The organism is Pacificoceanicola algae (assembly GCF_049341065.1).
Classification (GTDB): Bacteria; Pseudomonadota; Alphaproteobacteria; order Rhodobacterales; family Rhodobacteraceae; genus Pacificoceanicola.
Genome location: NZ_JBMPIX010000008.1, coordinates 116,790 through 136,425, shown reverse-complemented (window position 1 = coordinate 136,425; position 19,636 = coordinate 116,790). Strand labels below are relative to the sequence as shown.

General features: G+C 60.7%; 19 protein-coding genes. 7 read left to right on the top strand and 12 right to left on the bottom strand.

Annotated elements, in window-relative coordinates:
- The first annotated feature begins 65 nt into the window (after positions 1-65).
- The 5 genes from ACOYQJ_RS13840 (at position 66) to ACOYQJ_RS13820 (ending at position 5,168) form a co-directional block, all read left to right on the top strand.
- On the top strand, positions 66-1,223 hold the full coding sequence (locus ACOYQJ_RS13840) for a serine hydrolase (protein ID WP_422906621.1): 1,158 nt from the start codon (positions 66-68) through the stop codon (positions 1,221-1,223).
- 119 nt (positions 1,224-1,342) lie between these two features.
- The gene (lspA, locus tag ACOYQJ_RS13835; RefSeq protein WP_422906692.1) at positions 1,343-1,822 is read left to right on the top strand and encodes a signal peptidase II; all 480 of its coding nucleotides are present in this window, start codon (positions 1,343-1,345) and stop codon (positions 1,820-1,822) included.
- A gap of 52 nt (positions 1,823-1,874) precedes the next feature.
- On the top strand, positions 1,875-2,393 hold the full coding sequence (locus ACOYQJ_RS13830; protein WP_422906620.1) for a DUF3035 domain-containing protein: 519 nt from the start codon (positions 1,875-1,877) through the stop codon (positions 2,391-2,393).
- 112 nt (positions 2,394-2,505) lie between these two features.
- A complete protein-coding gene (locus tag ACOYQJ_RS13825; protein ID WP_422906619.1) occupies positions 2,506-3,855 on the top strand; it encodes a M16 family metallopeptidase in 1,350 nt (449 codons plus the stop codon).
- Entirely contained in the window at positions 3,852-5,168 is a 1,317-nt protein-coding gene (locus tag ACOYQJ_RS13820; RefSeq protein ID WP_422906618.1) for a M16 family metallopeptidase, read from the top strand. Before ACOYQJ_RS13825 ends, ACOYQJ_RS13820 begins: the two co-directional genes overlap by 4 nt.
- Before the next feature lie 85 nt (positions 5,169-5,253).
- On the opposite strand, the gene dapA is transcribed toward ACOYQJ_RS13820, so the two are convergent.
- Positions 5,254-6,129 carry a 4-hydroxy-tetrahydrodipicolinate synthase gene (gene dapA, locus ACOYQJ_RS13815; protein WP_422906617.1) on the bottom strand — a complete coding sequence of 292 codons (876 nt, stop codon included), beginning with the start codon at positions 6,127-6,129 and terminating at the stop codon, positions 5,254-5,256.
- Positions 6,130-6,271: 142 nt separating this feature from the next.
- Between dapA and ACOYQJ_RS13810 the strand changes: the two genes are divergently transcribed.
- Positions 6,272-8,236 (top strand): lytic transglycosylase domain-containing protein, encoded by a 1,965-nt coding sequence (locus ACOYQJ_RS13810; RefSeq protein ID WP_422906616.1) that lies wholly within the window; start codon positions 6,272-6,274, stop codon positions 8,234-8,236.
- A gap of 4 nt (positions 8,237-8,240) precedes the next feature.
- Here the strand turns inward: ACOYQJ_RS13810 and ACOYQJ_RS13805 are convergent, their stop codons facing one another.
- A complete protein-coding gene (locus ACOYQJ_RS13805; RefSeq protein WP_422906615.1) occupies positions 8,241-9,113 on the bottom strand; it encodes a DMT family transporter in 873 nt (290 codons plus the stop codon).
- Between the two features lies 1 nt (position 9,114).
- Entirely contained in the window at positions 9,115-9,780 is a 666-nt protein-coding gene (gene mnmC2, locus ACOYQJ_RS13800) for a tRNA (5-methylaminomethyl-2-thiouridine)(34)-methyltransferase MnmC2 (protein WP_422906614.1), read from the bottom strand.
- A 49-nt stretch (positions 9,781-9,829) separates the two neighbouring features.
- Between mnmC2 and ACOYQJ_RS13795 the strand changes: the two genes are divergently transcribed.
- Positions 9,830-10,873 (top strand): NAD(P)/FAD-dependent oxidoreductase, encoded by a 1,044-nt coding sequence (locus ACOYQJ_RS13795; protein ID WP_422906613.1) that lies wholly within the window; start codon positions 9,830-9,832, stop codon positions 10,871-10,873.
- Here the strand turns inward: ACOYQJ_RS13795 and uvrC are convergent.
- From uvrC to ACOYQJ_RS13750, 9 genes are all read right to left on the bottom strand, one after another.
- Positions 10,870-12,732 carry an excinuclease ABC subunit UvrC gene (gene uvrC, locus ACOYQJ_RS13790; protein ID WP_422906612.1) on the bottom strand — a complete coding sequence of 621 codons (1,863 nt, stop codon included), beginning with the start codon at positions 12,730-12,732 and terminating at the stop codon, positions 10,870-10,872. The two genes, ACOYQJ_RS13795 and uvrC, sit on opposite strands and share 4 nt — an antisense overlap.
- A 298-nt stretch (positions 12,733-13,030) precedes the next feature.
- Positions 13,031-13,822, bottom strand: a complete 792-nt coding sequence (locus ACOYQJ_RS13785; RefSeq protein ID WP_422906611.1) for an SDR family oxidoreductase — start codon at positions 13,820-13,822, stop codon at positions 13,031-13,033.
- An 8-nt stretch (positions 13,823-13,830) separates the two neighbouring features.
- A complete protein-coding gene (locus ACOYQJ_RS13780) occupies positions 13,831-14,781 on the bottom strand; it encodes a calcium/sodium antiporter (RefSeq protein ID WP_422906610.1) in 951 nt (316 codons plus the stop codon).
- A gap of 1 nt (position 14,782) precedes the next feature.
- Positions 14,783-14,962, bottom strand: coding sequence for a hypothetical protein (locus ACOYQJ_RS13775; protein ID WP_422906609.1), 180 nt, complete (start codon positions 14,960-14,962; stop codon positions 14,783-14,785).
- A gap of 1 nt (position 14,963) precedes the next feature.
- Positions 14,964-15,761, bottom strand: coding sequence for a S49 family peptidase (locus ACOYQJ_RS13770; RefSeq protein ID WP_422906608.1), 798 nt, complete (start codon positions 15,759-15,761; stop codon positions 14,964-14,966).
- A 149-nt stretch (positions 15,762-15,910) separates the two neighbouring features.
- A complete protein-coding gene (locus ACOYQJ_RS13765) occupies positions 15,911-16,354 on the bottom strand; it encodes a MaoC family dehydratase (protein WP_422906607.1) in 444 nt (147 codons plus the stop codon).
- A gap of 102 nt (positions 16,355-16,456) precedes the next feature.
- Positions 16,457-17,329, bottom strand: coding sequence for a TIGR01459 family HAD-type hydrolase (locus tag ACOYQJ_RS13760; RefSeq protein WP_422906606.1), 873 nt, complete (start codon positions 17,327-17,329; stop codon positions 16,457-16,459).
- Between the two features lie 82 nt (positions 17,330-17,411).
- Positions 17,412-17,741: a hypothetical protein gene (locus tag ACOYQJ_RS13755; RefSeq protein ID WP_422906605.1), complete on the bottom strand. Its 330-nt coding sequence runs from the start codon at positions 17,739-17,741 to the stop codon at positions 17,412-17,414.
- Entirely contained in the window at positions 17,734-19,632 is a 1,899-nt protein-coding gene (locus tag ACOYQJ_RS13750) for an OmpA family protein (protein WP_422906604.1), read from the bottom strand. The genes ACOYQJ_RS13755 and ACOYQJ_RS13750 overlap by 8 nt, the downstream gene beginning before the upstream one ends.
- Between the last annotated feature and the right edge of the window lie 4 nt (positions 19,633-19,636).

The window sequence follows — 19,636 nt, the reverse complement described above, 5'->3', positions numbered from 1 at the left end:
CGCATGCGCTTCGCTCTTGCAGGATGACTTCCCCAAGGTCATTCTGTCTAAAAAAGGGGCAAGGCATGTTTAGGCAGTTGAAGAGTCAGGCTATTGGGGCCGTTCTGGGCATTTGCCTGAGCGGTCCCGTGTTTGCACAAAACGCCGATGAAGTTCTGCGAAATCTCATTCTTGGCGGCGCCCATGCCCAGGATTTCGCCCCGACCTTTCTGGCGCAGATTCCCATCGAAAGCGTGCAGGATGTTATCGATCAGGTCCACGCCCTGATCGGCGAGCCGCTGGTGGTCGAGGCCTCGGATGGGCAGTTCTACATCGAAACCAAAACGCACCGCGCCGCTGGCAAGTTGATATTGGACGAAAACCAGAAGATTTCGACGCTGTGGTTCGACGCTCCGGAACCGATTCCGCAGGACATGGAAACGGCTCTGATGCAGTTCAATGACCTCGCCGACAAGGTCTCGTGGTTGGTGCTGCGCGATGGGCAGGTCCTGAGCGAACGTGCGGCGAACACACCTATGGCGGTGGCCTCGGCCTTTAAGCTGGGGGTGCTTTCGGTGCTGGCGCAAGACGTCAAGATGGGGGTGCGCAACTGGAATGATGTTGTGCAGCTTGAGGCGCGCCACAAATCCCTGCCGACCGGCGAGTTGCAGAACCTGCCCGATGGCTCGCCTGTCACCCTGCATACGGCGGCCGCGCTGATGATCTCGATCTCGGACAACACCGCCACCGATCTGCTGATCGACGTGCTTGGCCGGGATCGCGTCTCTGCTGCGCTTGGGCTTGAGACACTTTTGACCACACGCGAATTCTTTGCGCTCAAGCTGGACGAGGCCGCGCAGGCCGACTGGCTGGCCGCCGATACGCCCGAAGCCAAAGCCGAGATCGCCGCCAAGGCCGCGCAGAACCTGCCTGCCTCATCCGTCGTGCCGCCTTATGTGCCCGGTCTCGAGTGGGAGGTGCCTGTCAGTCACCTTTGCGCCTTGATCGGGCCATTGGCTGACCTGCCACTGATGGAAATGGGGCCGGGTTTGGCCGAGCCGGACAATTGGGCGCGAGTCGCCTACAAGGGCGGATCGGAACCGGGCGTCATCAATTTCACCACAGCCTTGCTGGACGATGTCGGGCGCGAGGTCTGCGTGTCCGTGACCTTGAACAACAACGGGTCCATCGACATGCTGGCCGCGGGCTCAGCCTATCGCGGGGTTCTGGCGGTTTTGCGCTAGGCTGTGCAATCAATTGACTGCCGCGCGCAGAAGGCCGGTTTTCAATTGCGATTCCGGGCTGTAAACCACGCTGAAGACTGAAAGCAGGCAAGGCGCAGGCAGTGGCAAAACGACAATCCATGCAGGGAATCGGGCTGGTCGGAGCTGTGGCCATTCTGGTGTTCCTGATCGATCAGGTCACAAAGATCTGGGTCGTGCATGTCATGGACCTTGCCACGCGCCTGACGATCGAAGTGTTTCCACCCTATCTGAACTTTCGCATGGCCTGGAACTATGGCGTCAACTTTGGCCTTTTGTCCGGCGAAGCCCCTGCGACGCGCTGGATCCTGATCTCTGTCGCACTGGGGATTGTACTTTTCGTATTGGTCTGGATGCGCCGTGATCCGCCGGGACGTATGGGCCTGATCTCGGCCGGGTTTTTGATTGGCGGGGCCTTAGGTAATGTCGTGGACCGTTTGCTGTACGGCGCGGTCGCCGATTTTCTGAACATGTCGTGTTGCGGTTTGAACAATCCCTTTGCCTTCAACGTCGCGGATGTCGCGATTTTTGTCGGGGCGCTTGGGCTGGTTCTGTTCCCAAACGATAAAAAGGGCGCGTGACGCCGCTGTTCATATGCGCTAAGGCTATGAACAATTGGACTTGGAGGTAGCGATGCGGGCTGCGCATCTTGTGGGATTACTGGCGCTTATCGGGCTTTCGGCCTGTGGATTGGGCAATCGGGACATCACCCTGCACAACCTCAAGACCAACAGTGGCAAACCCGAAGAGTTTGCCATCGTTCCGAACAAACCGCTTTCGGAACCAGAAAGCTATTCAGCGCTTCCCGCGCCGACGCCGGGCGGTGCGAACCGTACGGATCAGACGCCCTTGAAAGATGCCGTCGCCGCATTGGGTGGCCGCCCTGAGCGTCTGGATGTGGGCACCGGAGTACCCGCAGCCGACACCGCGATCATCAGCCGCGCCAGCCGTTTTGGCCGCGATGGCACCATTCGTCAGCAACTGGCCTCTGAAGATCTGGATTTCCGCAAGCGGCGCTCGCTTTTTACCTGGAGCATTGTGCCGACGGACGAATATTATCGCGCCTACCGGCGTCAGGCTCTGGACCCCTATGCTTGGCTTGAACGGTTCCGCCGCGCCGGTGCGCAAACACCCGCGGCCCCTCCTCAATAATTTGCGTTTCTGGCAAATCCGGGGCTTTGCCGATCACGGCATCGTCATGGAAGCTTGAACTTAATCAAATGCGTCGTAGGTTTCCCCTAACCATAACTCGAAGGGATCTGCGATGCCTCGGCTAGCCTTATCACTTGTATTGACGGTTTTCGCGGCTTTGCCTGTTTGGGCGCAAGACCTGCCGGATCAGGTCACGTCCTATACGCTGAAAAACGGCATGGACGTCGTCGTGATCGAAGACCACAGGGCCCCGGTTGCGGTGCAGATGGTCTGGTATCGTGCCGGATCGGCGGATGAGCCGCGCGGCCGGTCAGGCATTGCCCATTTTCTTGAACATCTGTTGTTCAAAGGCACGGAAAAGCTCGAACCTGGTGAATTTTCCAAGGTTGTCGCGGCCAATGGCGGCACCGACAACGCCTTTACCAGCAGCGATTATACTGCCTACTATCAACGTGTTGCGGTCGATCGCCTTGACCTGATGATGGAGATGGAGTCGGACCGGATGGTCAATCTCCAACTCTCGCCCGAGGATATCGCGACCGAACGCGAGGTGATCATCGAAGAGCGCAATCAACGCGTCGAAAACGATCCCGGCTCGCTTTTTCGCGAACAACGTCAGGCGGCGCTATACATGAACCACCCTTATGGCACGCCGATCATCGGTTGGCGCCACGAGATGGAAAGTCTGGAGCTGGAAGACGCGCTTGGCTATTACCGCCAGTTCTATGCGCCCAACAACGCGATCCTGATCGTCGCGGGCGATGTGCAGCCCGATGAGGTGCTGGCGCTGGCCAAAAAGCATTACGAGCCGATCCCCGCGAACCCCAATCTGGAACCGCGCATGCGGGCGCAAGAACCGCGCCATCTGGCCGAACAGCGCATGATCTTTCGCGACCCTCGCGTCGCGCAGCCCTATGTGATGCGCAGCTACCTCGCGCCCGAGCGCGATTCGGCGGCTCAGGAAAAGGCCGCGGCCCTTGTCATGCTGTCCGAGGTGCTGGGCGGTGGGCAAACTTCGGTTCTGACGCAAAAACTGCAATTCGACAGCCAGATCGCGGTCTATACCAGCGCGTTTTACGACGCGACCTCGCTTGATGACACCAGTTTTGGCCTGATCGTCGTGCCCGCCGAGGGGGTCAGCCTTGAAGAGGCCGAGGCCGCCATGGACAAGGCCATCGCCGAATTCATGCAAGAGGGGGTGGATGCTGACGCCTTGGCGCGGATCAAGTTCCAGTTGAAGGCGCAGCAGATCTACGAACGCGACAACGTCCAGCAACTGGCGCGCAAATACGGCGGGGCGCTGACCTCGGGATTGACGATCGAGGATGTGCAGGCCTGGCCTGACGTGCTGCAGGCGGTGACCGAAGAGGACATTCTGCAAGCTGCCCGCGAAGTGTTCGATCGCAAGAAATCAGTGACCGGTTATCTGATGGATGCCGAAGAAGGGGAGGTGACCCAATGAGCCGCCTGATCGCAATTCTGGCGTTGGTTTTCAGCGCGGTCACGGCTCAGGCCGAGGTCAACATCCAAGATGTGGAAAGCCCCGGGGGCTTCAAGGCCTGGTTGGTCGAAGAGCCGTCTATCCCCTTCGTGTCGATTGAGCTCAGCTTTCGCGGCGGGGCATCGTTGGACGCGCCGGGCAAGAGGGGCGCAACCAATCTGATGGTCGCCTTGCTCGAAGAGGGCGCGGGAGATCTGGATGCGCAGGGCTTTACCCAAGCGGCCGAAGGAATGGCCGCGCAGTTCGAATATGATGTCAGTGACGACGTGCTGACAGTGTCGGCCCGAATCCTGACGGAAAACCGCGATGAGGCCGTGGCACTGTTGCGCGAGTCGCTGATCAATCCGCGCTTTGACCCCGATGCGATTGAACGGGTGCGCGCGCAGGTGCTTTCCTCGATCCGGTCGGACCTGCGCGACCCCGATTCGATTTCCAGCGTGACCTGGGACAAGATGGTCTTTGGCGATCATCCTTATGGCTCGGCCTATGATGGCACGGTCGAAAGCGTTTCTGCGCTGACCCGCGAGGATATTCAGGCGGCCCATAAGGCAACGATGGCAAAGGACCGGGTCTTTGTCGCGGCGGCGGGCGATATCTCGGCCGAGGAATTGGGCGCCTTGATGGATACGCTGCTGTCCGATCTGCCGGACACCGGCGCCCCGCAACCCGAAGACGTACAGGTGCAAACCAAAGCGGGCGTCACCGTGGTGCCATTCGAGACACCGCAATCGGTGGCGATTTTCGGCCATGAGGGTATCGCACGCGATGATCCCGATTTCTTTGCGGCCTATGTGATGAACGTTGTTCTGGGGGGCGGCGGCTTTGAGGCGCGGCTGATGAACGAGGTGCGCGAAAAGCGCGGCCTGACCTACGGTGTGTATTCCTACCTTGTGCCCAAGGAACACGCGGCGCTTTATCTGGGGCGCGTTGCCTCGGCCAACAATCGCATTGCCGAGGCGGTGGATGTGATCCGCGATGTCTGGACCGGCGTGGCAGAACAGGGCGTGACGCAGGACGAACTGGACCGCGCCAAGACCTATCTGACCGGCGGCTACCCACTGCGGTTTGACGGGAATGGACGGATCGCCGGAATTTTGGTCGGGATGCAACTAGAGGGGCTGAGCCCGGACTACGTGAACACCCGCAACGCAAGCATCGAGGCGGTAACCCTGGAAGATGTGAAGCGTGTCGCAGCGCGTATTCTCAAGCCCGAGGCGCTGCACTTTGTGGTGGTCGGACAGCCCGAGGGGCTGGAGACGACGCTCGGCCAGTAGTTTTGGGCTGACTGGCGATCATAGAGAAAGGGCGGGATTTTCCCCGCCCTTTATTGTGTATGAACCCGCGTTTCCGCCAGACTGTTCAGTTCAAAAGCCCGGCGTGTCGCAACCCGGCATCCAGCAGCTCGCGCGTTGGCTGGGTCACTGGCATGAGCGGCAGGCGGGTGTCTTCGGAACACAGCCCCAGACGTGACATGGCGTATTTTGCACCATTCAACCCCGGCTCGGTAAAGATTGCGCTGTGCAGCGGCATCAGGCGGTCTTGCAGCGTCAACGCCTTGGCATAGTCGCCCTCAAGGCAGGCGAGCTGAAGCTCAGAGCACAGGCGCGGCGCGACGTTCGCGGTGACCGAGATGCAGCCAACCCCGCCTTGGGCGTTAAACCCGTGCGCCGTGGCATCTTCGCCCGAAAGCTGGATGAAATCCGGCCCGCAGGTGATGCGCTGGGCGCAGACACGCGCCAGATCGCCGGTGGCGTCCTTGACACCGATGATGCGCGGCAGCTTCGAAAGCTCGCCCATGGTGGCCGCGCTCATATCGACAACAGACCGGCCCGGAATGTTGTAGATGATGATCGGAATCTCGGCGCAGTCATGCACGGCCTTGAAATGCGCGATCAGCCCGGCCTGAGTCGGCTTGTTGTAATAGGGCGTCACAACCAGCGCCGCATCGGCACCAACCTTGGCGGCATATTGCGTGAAGCGCACGGCTTCGTCCGTGTTGTTCGACCCGGCCCCGGCGATCACCGGAATCCGGCCCGCGGCAGCCTCGACCACGCAGGCGATGACTGCCTCGTGTTCCTTGTGCGTCAGGGTCGGGCTTTCGCCGGTTGTGCCCACCGGAACCAACCCGTGCGAACCTTCGGTGACGTGCCACTCGACCAGGCGTTTGAGCGTGTCGAAATCCACCGCGCCGTCCTTGAACGGCGTGACCAGTGCAGGCATCGAACCCTTGAACATGACACGCTCTCCTATATTGGTTTCGTCACTTCGCAATTCAGAGGAAATCCGCCGACCCAAAGAGATTGTGAGTTGAAGGGGCCGCTGCGCGCGATATCCTCAAATCGCGTCTATTCCTTTTTAACACGGAAATTGCAAGCTCATGTCGCGCCTTCTGGCCTGCCTTCTCTTCCTTTTTACCTGCTTTTCCGCACCTGGCCCCGCTTTGGCTCAAGACAGCGGGCAGGCGTTGGCCCGTGCGCTGGTGGCCATGCGTGACGGGAATTGGGCCAAGGCCCGGATCGAAGCACGCGGCGACGGGCAAGAGGCACTGGATGTGATTCTGTGGCATGCGCTGCGGGCGGGGCGCGGCGATGTGGCCGAAGTGCTGGATTTTCTGAACCGCAATCCCGATTGGCCGGGTTTGCCCTATCTGCGCGAGAAAAGCGAAATCGCCATTTCCGAGGCTGACACTTCCGTGGTGCGTGCGTTTTTCGAAAATGACACGCCGCAGACCGGGTCTGGCGTTCTGGCGCTTGCACGCGCGCACATGCAAGACGGCGAAGAGGGCGCCGCCGAGGCGGACGTCGTGCTGGCTTGGCGCACCCTGCCGCTGAGCGCGGATGAGCGCCGCGTGTTTCTTGAAAACTGGCGCGTCCTGTTGATGGACCACCATGTGGCGCGTCTGGACATGGCGCTGTGGAAAGGCTGGAGCAGCAATGCCAGCGCCATGGTGCCCTTGGTCGATGAGGGCTGGCAAAAGCTGGCAGAGGCGCGATTGGCGCTGCGCGGCAGCGAAGCCGGGGTCGACGGCAAGATCGCCGCCGTACCGGAAGAGCTGGCCGATCATCCGGGGTTGGCCTTCGAACGCTTCCTCTGGCGGGTGCGCAAAGGCCGCGACGCCGAGGCGATCGACTTGCTTCTTGCGCAATCCACCAGTGCGGAAAAACTGGGTGAACCCTGGGCTTGGGCCCGGGCGCGCCGCGATCTTGCGCGCGAACGGATGCGCGACGGCGCGGTCCTTGAAGCCTATCGCATCGCCTCAAGTCATTTTCTGGTCGAGGGATCGGATTTCGCCGATCTCGAATGGCTCTCGGGCTATCTGGCGCTGCGCTATCTGCAACGCCCCGATCTGGCGGAAATCCACTTCAAACGCTTCCGCGAGGCCGTCTGGACCCCGATCTCGGTTGGCCGCGCCGGCTATTGGCTGGGCCGCACCTATGACGAATTGGGCAAGCCCGAGGAGGCCGCTGCAGCCTATGCCGAAGGTGCCAAGTACCAGACATCATTCTACGGTATTCTGGCTGCCGAGCGCGCTGGCATTGCGCCCGATCCGACCTTGGCAGGCACCGAGTCCTTTCCCGACTGGCAGACGGCAGAATTCACCAAGTCATCGGTTTTCCGGGCGGCTGTCTTGCTGATGGCCGCTGGCGAGGCCTCGTTGGCCGAGCGTTTCCTGACCCACCTCGCCGAAGGCCTGGACCGCGTCGGCATGGGGCAATTGGGCCAGATGCTGGACGAACTGAAACGGCCGCACATTCAGGTCATGCTGGGTAAGCGGGCGGCGCAATTCGGGATCGAATTGCCAGGGCCGTATTTCGCACTTCACCCCAAGATCGTGGACACCAATTTCCCGGTACCAAAGGAACTGGTCCTCGCCATCGCGCGGCGCGAGTCCGAGTTTGATCCGGGCGTGATTTCCGGCGCAGGGGCGCGCGGCTTCATGCAGCTGATGCCGGGGACAGCGCGCGATGTATCGGGCGTTCTGGATCTGGAGTATGACGCTGACAAGCTGCTGTCCGATCCGTCCTACAATGCAACACTGGGGGCCGCCTATCTGGCTGATATGGCCGGTCGGTTTGACGGTAACGCGGTGATGATGGCGGCGGGCTACAACGCCGGGCCGGGGCGTCCGAACCAATGGATGCAACGTTATGGAGATCCGCGCAAAGGCGAGGTGGATGTCATCGATTGGATCGAATTCATTCCCTTTGACGAAACCCGGAACTATGTCATGCGCGTCACCGAAAGCCTGCCCGTCTATCGCGCCCGGCTTGGCCTTCCGCCGCATCCTGTGCCTTTCAGCGAAGAGTTGACCGGCAGCACGTTGCAGGCGACCACCGACTGACCCGCTATCTGGCTTCGACCTGTCGCGCCCGCCAGAGGGTAAACAGCCCGGCCATTACGATCAGCGCAACGCCAAGCGCCACGTTCAAACGGATGCTTTCACCGAACACCACGATCCCCAGCGCGCTGGCAAAGACCAGTTGCAGATAAGCAAAGGGCTGTACCGCGCTGGCCTCGGCCACTTCGTAGACGCGGATCAGCGTATAGTGCCCTGCTGCCCCGGTCAGGCAAAGCAGTGCCATCCAGCCCCAGTCCGGCGCGCTCATCGGTTGCCAGAACCACATGCCGATGGCGGTCGAAATCACCATGCCCACCGTGCCCGTGTAAAAGAACGAGGTTGCCGCCGTATCGGACCGCGCCACATAGCGCGTCAAAAGCCCGTAAAGCGCGAACATGAAGGCCGCCAGCAGCGGGATGGCAGCATAAGGTGAAAACACCCCGCCCGAGGGTTGCAGGATAATGATCACTCCGACAAAGCCGATCCCGATGGCCGCCCACCGGCGCCAGCCGACCCTTTCACCCAGCACAGGGCCGGACAGGGCGGCGACAAGCAACGGGTAGCAGGCAAAGACCGCGTGGCTTTCGACCAAACCCAGAAACACGAAGCCGACCACCATGACGTTGATTTCCACCGCCAAAAGCGCACCGCGAAAGGCTTGCACCCATGGCATCCCGCTTTTCGCGGCGATCCGCAGACCTCCTGCTTGCCTTTTCGCGATGGCCATGACGAATGCGGCAAAGAACCAATAGCGGATCATCACCACCATCATGGTGTTGTATTCCCCGGCCAGATGGCGCGAAAGCCCGTCCTGCATTGCAAAGATGAAGGTTGTCAGCACCATCAGCCAAATCCCCAAGGGGATATTCTGCTCTTTCATCTCAGGCCTTCCGCGCTTGGGTCATGTGACGTTTGCGGCCATAGCCGGTCAGGCGGGTAACTTCAAACCCCGCCTCGGCCAGCGCCCGCCTGACGTGGCCTGCGGCGGTATAGGTGGCGGCGGTTCCCTGTGCGGCGGTGTGATCCGCAACCGCTTGCATCAAGTCCGGCGCCCACAGTTCGGGGTTCTTGGCCGGGGAAAAGCCGTCCAGAAACCATGCGTCAGCCAGACCTTCCCATGCGGGCAGAGTTGCGCGGGCATCGCCTTCGATCATCTGAAAGTGCAGATCCGGCAGTATGATTTCGCGGGCGTCCTTTTGCCAGTAGGGGGCCAGATCTTTGGCCACGCCCGCGACCTCGGGGAAGGCCGCTTGCGCGCGGATCATTTCCCCCGCGGCAAGGGGGAAAGCCTCAAAACTGGTAAAGCGCAGCTGCCCGGCAATCCCGGCGTCGCGCCACAGCTGCAGCGCCGCCAGCAGGTTCATCCCGGTTCCAAAGCCCAATTCGGCAATATGGAAACCATCGCGAAACCGGGCGGGCAGGTCATTGCCCTGCAAGAACACATGGCGCGTCTCGGCCAGACCGTTTTCCAACGAGAAATACGGGTCATCAAAACGGGTCGAGACGGGAACCTCTCCCCGCCACTCAAGCGTGCTCTGGTCTGCCATGGAGTTTTTCCTTAGGACATGGGCCAAGTGATGGCGGGAGGCTTCGGGAATGGCAAGCGTGGATGTGACGGTGCGCGGCGCGGGAGCCTTTGGCCTGTCGGTGGCCTGGGTCTGCGCGCAGGCGGGCGCTCGGGTGCGGGTGGTTGACCCTTTCGGACCGGGGGCCGGATCGTCAGGCGGGATCGTTGGCGCGTTGGCGCCGCACGTCCCGGAAAACTGGAACCCCAAGAAGGCCTTTCAGCTTGAGAGCCTGCTTTTGGCAGACAGCTTTTGGGCGGGGGTCGAAGCGGCGGGTGGCGTATCTGCCGGCTATGGCCGCCTTGGACGGTTGCAGCCGATCATGGACGACAACGGCCTTGCATTGGCCAAGGCGCGGGCGATCGGCGCCGAGCAGCTGTGGCAAGGCTGCGCTGTCTGGGAGGTGATCGAGGCGGGACAGGCGGGTGCTTTCGCCCCGTCCAGTCCGACCGGCTTGCTGGTCCGCGATACGCTGAGCGGCCGGATGCATCCGCGCCGCGCCTGCGCTGCTCTGGTGGCTGCCCTGACAGCCATCGGCGCCGAGATCACCACCGAGGCCCCGGATGAAGGCGCCGTGGTCTGGGCAACCGGATGGCGGGGGCTGTTGGACTTGAACGAGGCTTTTGGCCGCAAGGTTGGCGATGGCGTCAAAGGACAGGCGGTTCTGTTGCGCCATGAGGCACATGAGGCACCGCAGTTATTTGTCGGCGGGTTGCATATCGTGCCACATGCGGATGGCACCGTGGCCATCGGGTCGACCTCCGAGCGCGACTTCGACGATCCCACGGGCGTCGATGAGCAGGCCGACAGCCTGATCGAACGCGCCTGGCAGGCGCTGCCCGCGCTGCATGGCGCCGAGGTGATACAACGCTGGGCCGGGGTGCGCCCGCGCGCCAAAAGCCGCGCGCCTTTGCTGGGCGCATGGCCGGGGCGGGCCGGGCATTTCATCGCCAATGGCGGATTCAAGATCGGCTTTGGCATGGCACCCAAGGTGGCGCAGGTCATGGCGGATCTGGTGCTGGACGGGCGCGACGCCATCCCAGATGGCTTTCGCGTCGACGAATTGTTGGCCTAGCCCTTTTCGTGGAAAAAGGCATAGATCCGTTCGGCAAGCGACTCTGATACTCCGTCCACGGCCTTCAGGTCCGCCAGATTGGCACGGCCGACCGCCTTGGCCGAGCCGAAATGCGCGAGCAGCGCCCGTTTGCGCGCCCCGCCGACGCCGGAAATCTCGTCCAGTGGGTTCTTCATGTTGGACTTGGCGCGCTTGGCGCGGTGGGTGCCGATGGCAAAGCGGTGTGCCTCGTCGCGCAGGCGTTGCACGAAATAGAGCACCGGATCGTTGTGGCGCAGCGCAAAGGGGCGCTGGCCGCTGCGGTGAAATTCCTCTTTGCCCGCGTCCCGGTCGACGCCCTTTGCCACCCCGACAAATGGCAGATCGTCAATGCCGTGGTCAAGCATGATCTCGGCCACGGCCGAGATTTGCCCGGCGCCGCCATCGATCAGCATCAGGTCGGGCCAAAGCCCCTTGTCGCGATCCGGGTCTTCCTTGAGCAGACGTTTCAGGCGCCGGTTCAGCACCTCTTTCATCATGCCGAAATCGTCGCCCGGTGTCAGATCATCGCCCTTGATGTTGAACTTGCGGTACTGGTTTTTCATGAAGCCTTCGGGGCCAGCGCAGATCATCGCGCCGACGGCATTGGTGCCCTGAATGTGGCTGTTGTCATAGACTTCGATCCGCTGTGGCGGGGCGTCCAGATCAAAGGCTTCGGCCAGACCGCGCAGCAACTTGGCCTGTGTCGCGGTTTCCGACATCCGCCGGGCAAGGCTTTCGCGGGCATTGCGCGTCGCGCTGTCCACCAGTTCGGCCTTTTCCCCGCGCATAGGCACAGTGATGTCGACCTTGCGGCCAAGCTTGTCGCTGAGGGCCTGTACCATCAGGTCGTCATTCTCGATGCCGTGGGACAGCAGCAGCAGGCGCGGCGGTTCTTTCTGGTCGTAGAACTGGCCAATAAAGGCCTCCATGACCTCGGCTGCGCTGACATCTTCGCCGACACGCGGATAGAAATCCCGGTTGCCCCAGTTCTGGTTGGCCCGGATAAAAAAGACCTGCACGCAGGCCTGCCCATTTTCCAGATGCAGGGCGATGATATCGGCCTCGGCCACCGTTTGCGGGTTGATCCCCTGAGCGGTCTGGACCTGCGTCAATGCGCGGATGCGATCACGCAGCGCGGCGGCGCGTTCGAATTCCATCGCCTCCGAGGCTTCGGCCATCTGCGCGGCCAGAGTTTCCTGTATCTGGGTCGACTTGCCCGACAGAAACCGCTGGGCATCCTTCACATTGGCGGCGTAATCCTCTTCGCTGATCTTGCCGACACAGGGCGCGGTGCAGCGCTTGATCTGATGTTGTAGGCAGGGGCGCGTGCGGGTTTCGAACATCGAATCCGTGCAGTTGCGCAACTGGAACCCCTTTTGCAGCTGGCTCAGCACCCGATTCACCGCACCCGCGCTGGCGAAGGGGCCGTAATAGCTGCCGCCCTCTTTCTTGGCGCCGCGATGTTTCTTGATCTGCGGATAGGCGTGATCGGTCACCAGAATGTTGGGAAAGCTCTTGTCGTCGCGCAGCAGCACGTTGAATTTCGGCTTGAGCTGCTTGATCAGGTTCTGTTCCAGAAGCAGCGCTTCGGTTTCCGTCCGGGTGGTCAGAAACATCATCGAAACGGTTTCCGAGATCATCCGCTCGATCCGCCGCGAATGCCCCGAAGGGCGCGCGTAGTTGGACACCCGGTTGCGCAGATTGCGCGCCTTGCCGACGTACAGCACCCGCGATTGTTCATCCAGCATCCGGTAGACGCCGGGACTGCTGTCCAGCGTTTTCAGATAGTCCTGAATGACCTCGTGTCCCTTGCGGACGGGGGGCGTGGCGTCGTTCATAGGTGACCCTGGGTTACTTTCTGATTCTGGTTTCTGGCTGCAATGCGGGGCCTATCGAAGCAAGCTATATAACATCCACCGTTTCTGTGGATAACTCTGTAGGCAAATTCCGGGTATACCAAATTTTCTCTTGTTTATATGGCACTTCAGGAAATTGCACATTTTTTAGGCAATTCATTAAGTCGTTGAAACTAAGCAATAAAAAACTTAAAGCATCGCAAGTCATTGAGATTCTTAAGAATTTTGTAACGCTTTTGTAACCTTTCTTAAGGCGGTGCAAAACTTGCACGGGTAATGCCTATTCAACGCCGGAAACGTCCGGAGTTTCCCATGCCAGATGCTGCCCGCCATCGACGCATAGTAGTTGACCAGTGACTGCGGGGGCGTCCAGAAAGTAGCTCAGAGCGGCGGTGATATCCTCGGGGTTGGCGCCCCGTTCAAGGATAGTGGCCGCGCGCTGGCGCGAGAATTGATCATCATCCTGATGCGCCCCTTTCAGCGTTGGGCCGGGGCCGATTGCGTTGACCCGTGCACGGGGCGCGAGTGCCTGCGCGGCGGTTTGGGTCAGCGCCCAAAGACCCATCTTGGCAAGCGTGTAGCTGGAAAAATGGGGGGTCAGTTTGCGCACGCGTTGGTCGATCATATTGATCACGAGACCTTGGGCGAGGGGTTCATCGCGATCGTCGCATTCCGGCATGGGCAGCTGCGCGGCCAGGGCCTGGATCAGCACAAACGGCGCGCGCAGGTTGCTTTCCATGTGCCGGTCCCAACTGTCTCGCGTGGCGTTGTGTAGAGTGTCGCGCTCAAAGATCGAGGCGTTGTTGATCAACAAGGTGATCGGACCGCCAAGCGCTTTGGTCGCGCGTGGAAAAAGCGTCTGGGTTTGCGCTTCGTCCAGAAGGTCTGCCTGCAGGGCCACGGCCTTGCGACCCAGCGCCTCGATTTCGGCCACGGTGTCCTGCGCGGCGCCTTCGGATCCGGCATAATGCACGGCCACGTCATATCCACGCTCGGCCAGATACAGCGACATGGCGCGGCCTAGCCGCTTTGCGGCGCCGGTGACGAGGGCTCTTTTAGGAGAAAGGGTCATGGGGGTCCTCAGACGTTCAACACGACCAAGACATAGAGCACATAAAGCGCTGACAAGACCACGCCCCAGATACGGGTCAGATCGCGCCCCCAAAAGACGAAGGGGATCAGGATCACCGAGGACCCAAGCATCACCCAAAGGTCAAAGTGCAGGAAGGCCGCATCGACCGGCATGGGTTTGATCAGGGCAGCAACACCGATGATGGCCAGCAGGTTGAACAGGTTCGAGCCGATCACGTTGCCGATTGCCACGTCGGCCTGACGGCGGATCGCGGCCATGACGGTTGTGGCCAATTCAGGAAGCGAGGTGCCGATCGCCACTAATGTCAGGCCGATCACGGTGTCCGGCACGCCGTACATCAAGGCAATTTCGCGGGCGCTGTCGACCAGAAGGCTGGCACCGAGTGGCAGCCCGATCAGACCCAGCACCAAAAAGACGCCAATTTTCCACCACGGCATGTCCGGGTCAGCGCCTTCGGGTTCTTCCAGGTCCTCATCAATCACACCTTCGCGGCGGTGAGCCAGTGCGTCGCGCACGGCGACCCAAAGGAACCCCGCCAATACTGTCAGCAGAACCAGGGCGGCAAATCGGTCAAAGACCCCGCGAAACGCCAGCGCAATGAATAGCACGGTCGCGCCCAGCATCTGCACATAGCTTTTCTTGGTGTTGCACTCGGACGTGTGCATCACGGCGATCAGGGCGGGAATGCCAAGTACCAACAGCACGTTGGCGGTGTTCGATCCGACGACATTGCCAAGAGCAATGCCTGGAACACCCTCTAGCGCAGCCTGTATCGAGATCAGCAATTCGGGCGCCGAAGTGCCAAAGGCGACGATTGTCAGGCTGACGATCAACGCCGGGATGCCGACGCGCAGGCTCAGGTTCACGGCGCCTTTGACCAAGGCATCGCCGGCCAGAAGCAGTATCACCAATCCAAGGGTGGCATAAACAAAGACCATGTCAGCCCTTCTTGTTGCGTTTGTCTTTGCCACACGGGCAGGGGCCTTTGCCAATCCGGAAACGGCCGCAGGCGCTGCATCGCGCCTTGTCCAGACGATCCTGACCGGGCAGGCGCAATTTGCCAAACATTGCCAGAACGCCCATGAAGATCAGGAAGAGAAAGACGATTTTGACGATCACGTCACAGACCAAATCGCGCGAATTCCGCGCGTTCCTCAATCTCGCTCAGAGCGCCTTGGGCGACTGACATGCCAAAGCGCGGGAACAATGGTTTTTTCTGCTCAAAGCGGCGGAAATTCACCTTGTCGCCAAAGCGTTCTTTCATTTTCGGCACCAGATGGCCAACGCCATCTGCAAGGCCTTGATCGACGGCGTGGCGACCGATCCAGATTTCCCCGGTGAACAGGTCCGGATTTTCGGCGAGCTTGCCTTCGCGGACGGATTTCACATGGCCGATGAAGTTTTCATGCAACTGTCCCAGAAGCCTGTCGAGCCGCGCGACATCTTCCTCGGTTTCGGGTTTGAAAGGGTCCATCATCGACTTGGACTTACCCGCCGTATGAACCCGGCGTTCGATCCCCTGCCGTTGCAGAAAGACATGTGCGCCGAAACTGGCCGAAATCACTCCGATCGACCCCAGGATCGAGCTTTCGTCGGCCCAGATCTCATCCGCTGCCGAGGCCAGCCAATAGCCGCCCGACGCCGCAACGTCTTCGACAAAGGCAAAGACCGGAACCTCGTTTTCCTTGGCCAAGCGACGGATCCGCGCGCCGATCAAAGAAGATTGCACAGGCGAGCCACCGGGGGAGTTGATTTCCAACGCAACCGCGGCGGGTTTGCCTTTGGTGAACGCCTTTTCCAGCATCGAAGCAGTGTTTCGGTCGTTGATCGAGCCGCGCCCCCCCATGCCGATGGCGCCCTGCAGGCGCACAACGGAAACGGTCGGGTGGGATTTTACAAAGGGGATCCAGCGTTTCATGCAGCGTGATGTAGATTGCGTGGAGGGGTGGTACAAGGCCGCGCCGCAAAGAAGCTGTGCTTGTGGCGCAGCGGCACAGGATATGTGCACATGAAAAGGCCCGCCGGATCAACAGACCGGACGGGCCAAGCGCGGGAGTGGGGCGCTTTTCAGTCGAACTTGCGCGATGGGGCAAGAACTTTGGCCTCGCCAATCAGGACTTTCTTGCCATCGACCGAGCAATGGCAATCCAGCGTCACGCGGCGTTTGCCGTGGTCGATGTCGACCACCTTGACCTCGGCATAGACCATGTCGCCGGGGCGGACGGGGGCGAGGAACTTCAACGTCTGGCCCATGTAGACGGTGCCATGGCCGGGCAGTTGTTCGCCAATCACCGCCGAGATCAGGCCAGCGGTCAGCATCCCGTGGGCAATCCGACCTTCAAAGATCGTGTCTTGCGCGTAATCGTCATCAAGATGAACAGGGTTCCGGTCGGTCGAGATCTGCGCGAACATCTCGATATCCTGATCGGTCACCTGTTTGCGCAGGTGCCGCGTCATGCCCATTTCGATATCTTCGATGCAGATCGTGCCGCGTGGCAGATTGTCCAACATCTCGCCCTCCTTGATCTTTCGCGCGGTAATAAACGCACGCGAATCCGCGCTATTTGGTAATTTTATTACTTTGCAAGCGCAGAAAAATCAAGGGGAAAATACCTAGGCCAAAGTCCCCATTGCAAATGTCGGATTTATCATTTCCTTTTCGATATAACCGTTTAGCGCATCCGGGTCGGGTGCATGCGTCGTTTTGGTCTCGGAACGGGCCAGCCCGCCAGTGATGAAAAGGGAATCAATATCCTCGCCCATGGCGCCGCGAATGTCGGTCGCCGGGCCGTCACCGATGGCCAGAATGCCAGCGTCCTGCACGCCCTTGCGGTGTTCGGACAGGCGGCGACGGGCCAGGTCATAGATCGGCGGATAGGGCTTGCCGAAATACAGGCTTTCGCCGCCCATTTCCGTATACAGTTGCGCCACGGCGCCCGCGCAATATTCGCGGCGCTCGCCCCGGTCCACGACGATATCTGGGTTGGCGCAAAGCAGCTTGATACCCTTTTGCTTGGCATACAGAAACTGCGGGCGGTAGACATCCGGCGAGGCGTGCGGGTCTTCGGGGCCGCAGCAGATAATGCCCTCGGCCTCTTCAAAGGAAACTCGGGTAATGTCGACAGGGTTGTCCAGCAATTTCAGCGGCTCAAAGAAGGACAGGTCGTGCGGCTGGCCCATGAACCAGACCTTTTGCCCAACCGCCCCCTGAAACATCGCGGCGCGGGCGCTGTCGCCCGAGGTGGCAATATCGTCGTAGGCCTCTTTGGGTACCTCGAAATAATCCAGTTGCTTGGCCACCTCGTGGCGCGACCGCGGAGCGTTGGTGACAAGGATCACGGCACCGCCACGGGCGCGATAAGCGGCCAGCGCCTCGACCGCCGAGGGGATCGCCTTGACCCCGTTGTGCACGCAGCCCCAAAGGTCGACGAAAAGCGCCTCGTAGCGGTCCGAGATGTCAGCGAGTGCGTTGATGATCTGGGTCATGGCCGTCCTGTCCTGTCGTTTGCCCATCTATGAGCATAAGCGGGCAGGATTGGCCAGAGGTCCCTGGTTTGGGGTGCGGGCCTTAGCCGGCCTGGTTCATGCGCTCGACATACAGGCGCATTTCCTCGGCCTCCTGACGAGCTTCGCGCAGACCGTCCATCGCGGCGGAAAGCTCGGCTTCGGTCTGGGCAAGCTGGTTGGTCAGCTCGGCTTCGCGCTGTTGCAGGTAGGTGATCGCCTGATCGCGAGTTTCCTCGGCTTCGTGCAATTCCTGGCTCATGCGTTCCAGTTGATCGACGTCAGCCTGCGAAACCCGGCTGAACCGATGCACCAGCCAATTTGCGAACCAGCCAAGGCAGAACGCCACAAAGAGGATGATGGCAGTTGCAATGATGAATTCGGTTCTATTCATCCCCGGTTCCTTCTGCGGGCGCTGCTCCGGCGCCATTGTCTTGTTCCACCTGCTCGAGGGTGGTTGTGACTTCTTCGATCGGCTCCGGTCTCAGAAGCTTGAATTCAATACGGCGATTCGCCTCGCGGCCATCTTCGGTGCCATTGTCCGCAATCGGCTGCGTTTCGCCATAACCCTTTACGCTATAGGATGCCACAGGAACCAGACGTGTTCGCAGCGCTTCCAGAACCGATTGCGCGCGGTCACGGCTAAGCTCTTCGTTCATCGACTCGCGGCCCTGACTGTCAGTGTGACCGCCAACCTCGATCGGGATGTCGCCGCATTTCTTCAGCAGGTCGGCCAGTTCATCCAGGATATCCTTCGCCGAGGCGTCCAGCGTGGCGCTGCTGGGTTCAAAGGTAATCTTGCGATCACCGATGATTTCGACGATTTGCGCCTCGCACTCCTCCGGGGTGGGAATGCCCAGCGATGCGTCGTATTTCTTGAGGTATTCGACCTTGATATCAAAGGTCGCCTCGTCGCCCAGCTTGGCCGCCAGAAGGCGCGCGATTTCAGCGCTGGCCTCGGTGTTGCCGGTCTTGCCAGAGACTTTGACATTGTCGGGCGTCACGGTGACGACGCCATTGACCAGTTGCCCCAATACTTCGATCCCGGCCAAGGTCCGCACGGCCCAATCGCCGGGCAAGGTTTCGTCCACACGGGCCGCCGTATAAACCGAGTTCGATCCAAAACGCGCCCGGGCAAAGCTGTCGACGGTCTGCCGCGCGATTTCGCTCGAAAGGCGACCGCGCAGTTGCACTTCGCCTTCGGGGCTGAGGGTGGCGACAAATTCCGGTGGTCCCTGATCCGCGGCATCGGGTTTCTTTGGAAGGGTCGCATGCAAGGCAAACACTTCGGGCAGCGAGGATTCAACCTCGCCGACGATGCGGTCGAACAGGGTTTGATCGGTCCCTTCCAACGCGACAAGATTGATATCGGCATTGGTGATGGTCACAGAGCCGCCGCCCAATTCGTGCAGTTTGGAAATGACGATCTCTGCGGCATCGGCCCAGCGGCGCGATGGCACGCCAAGGCCAAGCGTGCAGGTCGATTTACCTTCGAGGCCGGTGCGGGCGGCTGCGCGCAGAATGCGATCGCGGGCCTCTTCGCTATCGGCCGAGCAGGCGTCAAAACGCGGCTCTCCGTTTTCGATGACGAAACGCAGGGTAAAAGGTGTAATCACCGGGCGCGGCGCCGTCAGTTCCAGTGCCAGCCGCAAGTCGTCCGGTTTGCGCCGGGCCAGCGCGGTTTCAAGCCGCTGTTTTGCCTCGCCGCTTTCGGTCATGGCCTTGATCGACACGCGTTCGGCATCCACCGAGATTTGCGACCGTGGCAGGTCGCGAAGCGCGGAGGTGGCATAACGCAGGGCAGCATCCCAGCCATCCGGCGCGGGATAATCCGCCGCATCCAGCAGGTCGGACACTTCGGTGGTGCCGGCGATTTCGCGGAACTGTGCCAGCAGATCTTCGCGGTCGGTCTCGGCGGGGATCAGGCCGATCACCGATATCCCCGCGTCATTGCGCAGAATCTCGACCGAGAAATAAGGCGGGGCGAAATCGTCAGCTTCTTCGATCAGCATCTGGTCGATGACGCGGGCGGCATCGACGACTCGTCCGGCGGTGCTGAGGGCCTGAAAGCGTGTCGCTTCGTCCGGCGCGGTGCCGATCAGAAAGACCTGAAGCCCGTTTGTGTCGACCTCGGCCCATGTCAGGCCTTCACGGTCCAATTCGTTCAGAACGCCCGACTTTGAGGCATTCTCGATCATTCCAACCGAGAAATTTGCAGTAATTAGGCTGATAAGCGCCGCAGCGAAAAACGTTCCGACGATCGTAAAAAGTGAGGAAAGGCGCATTGGC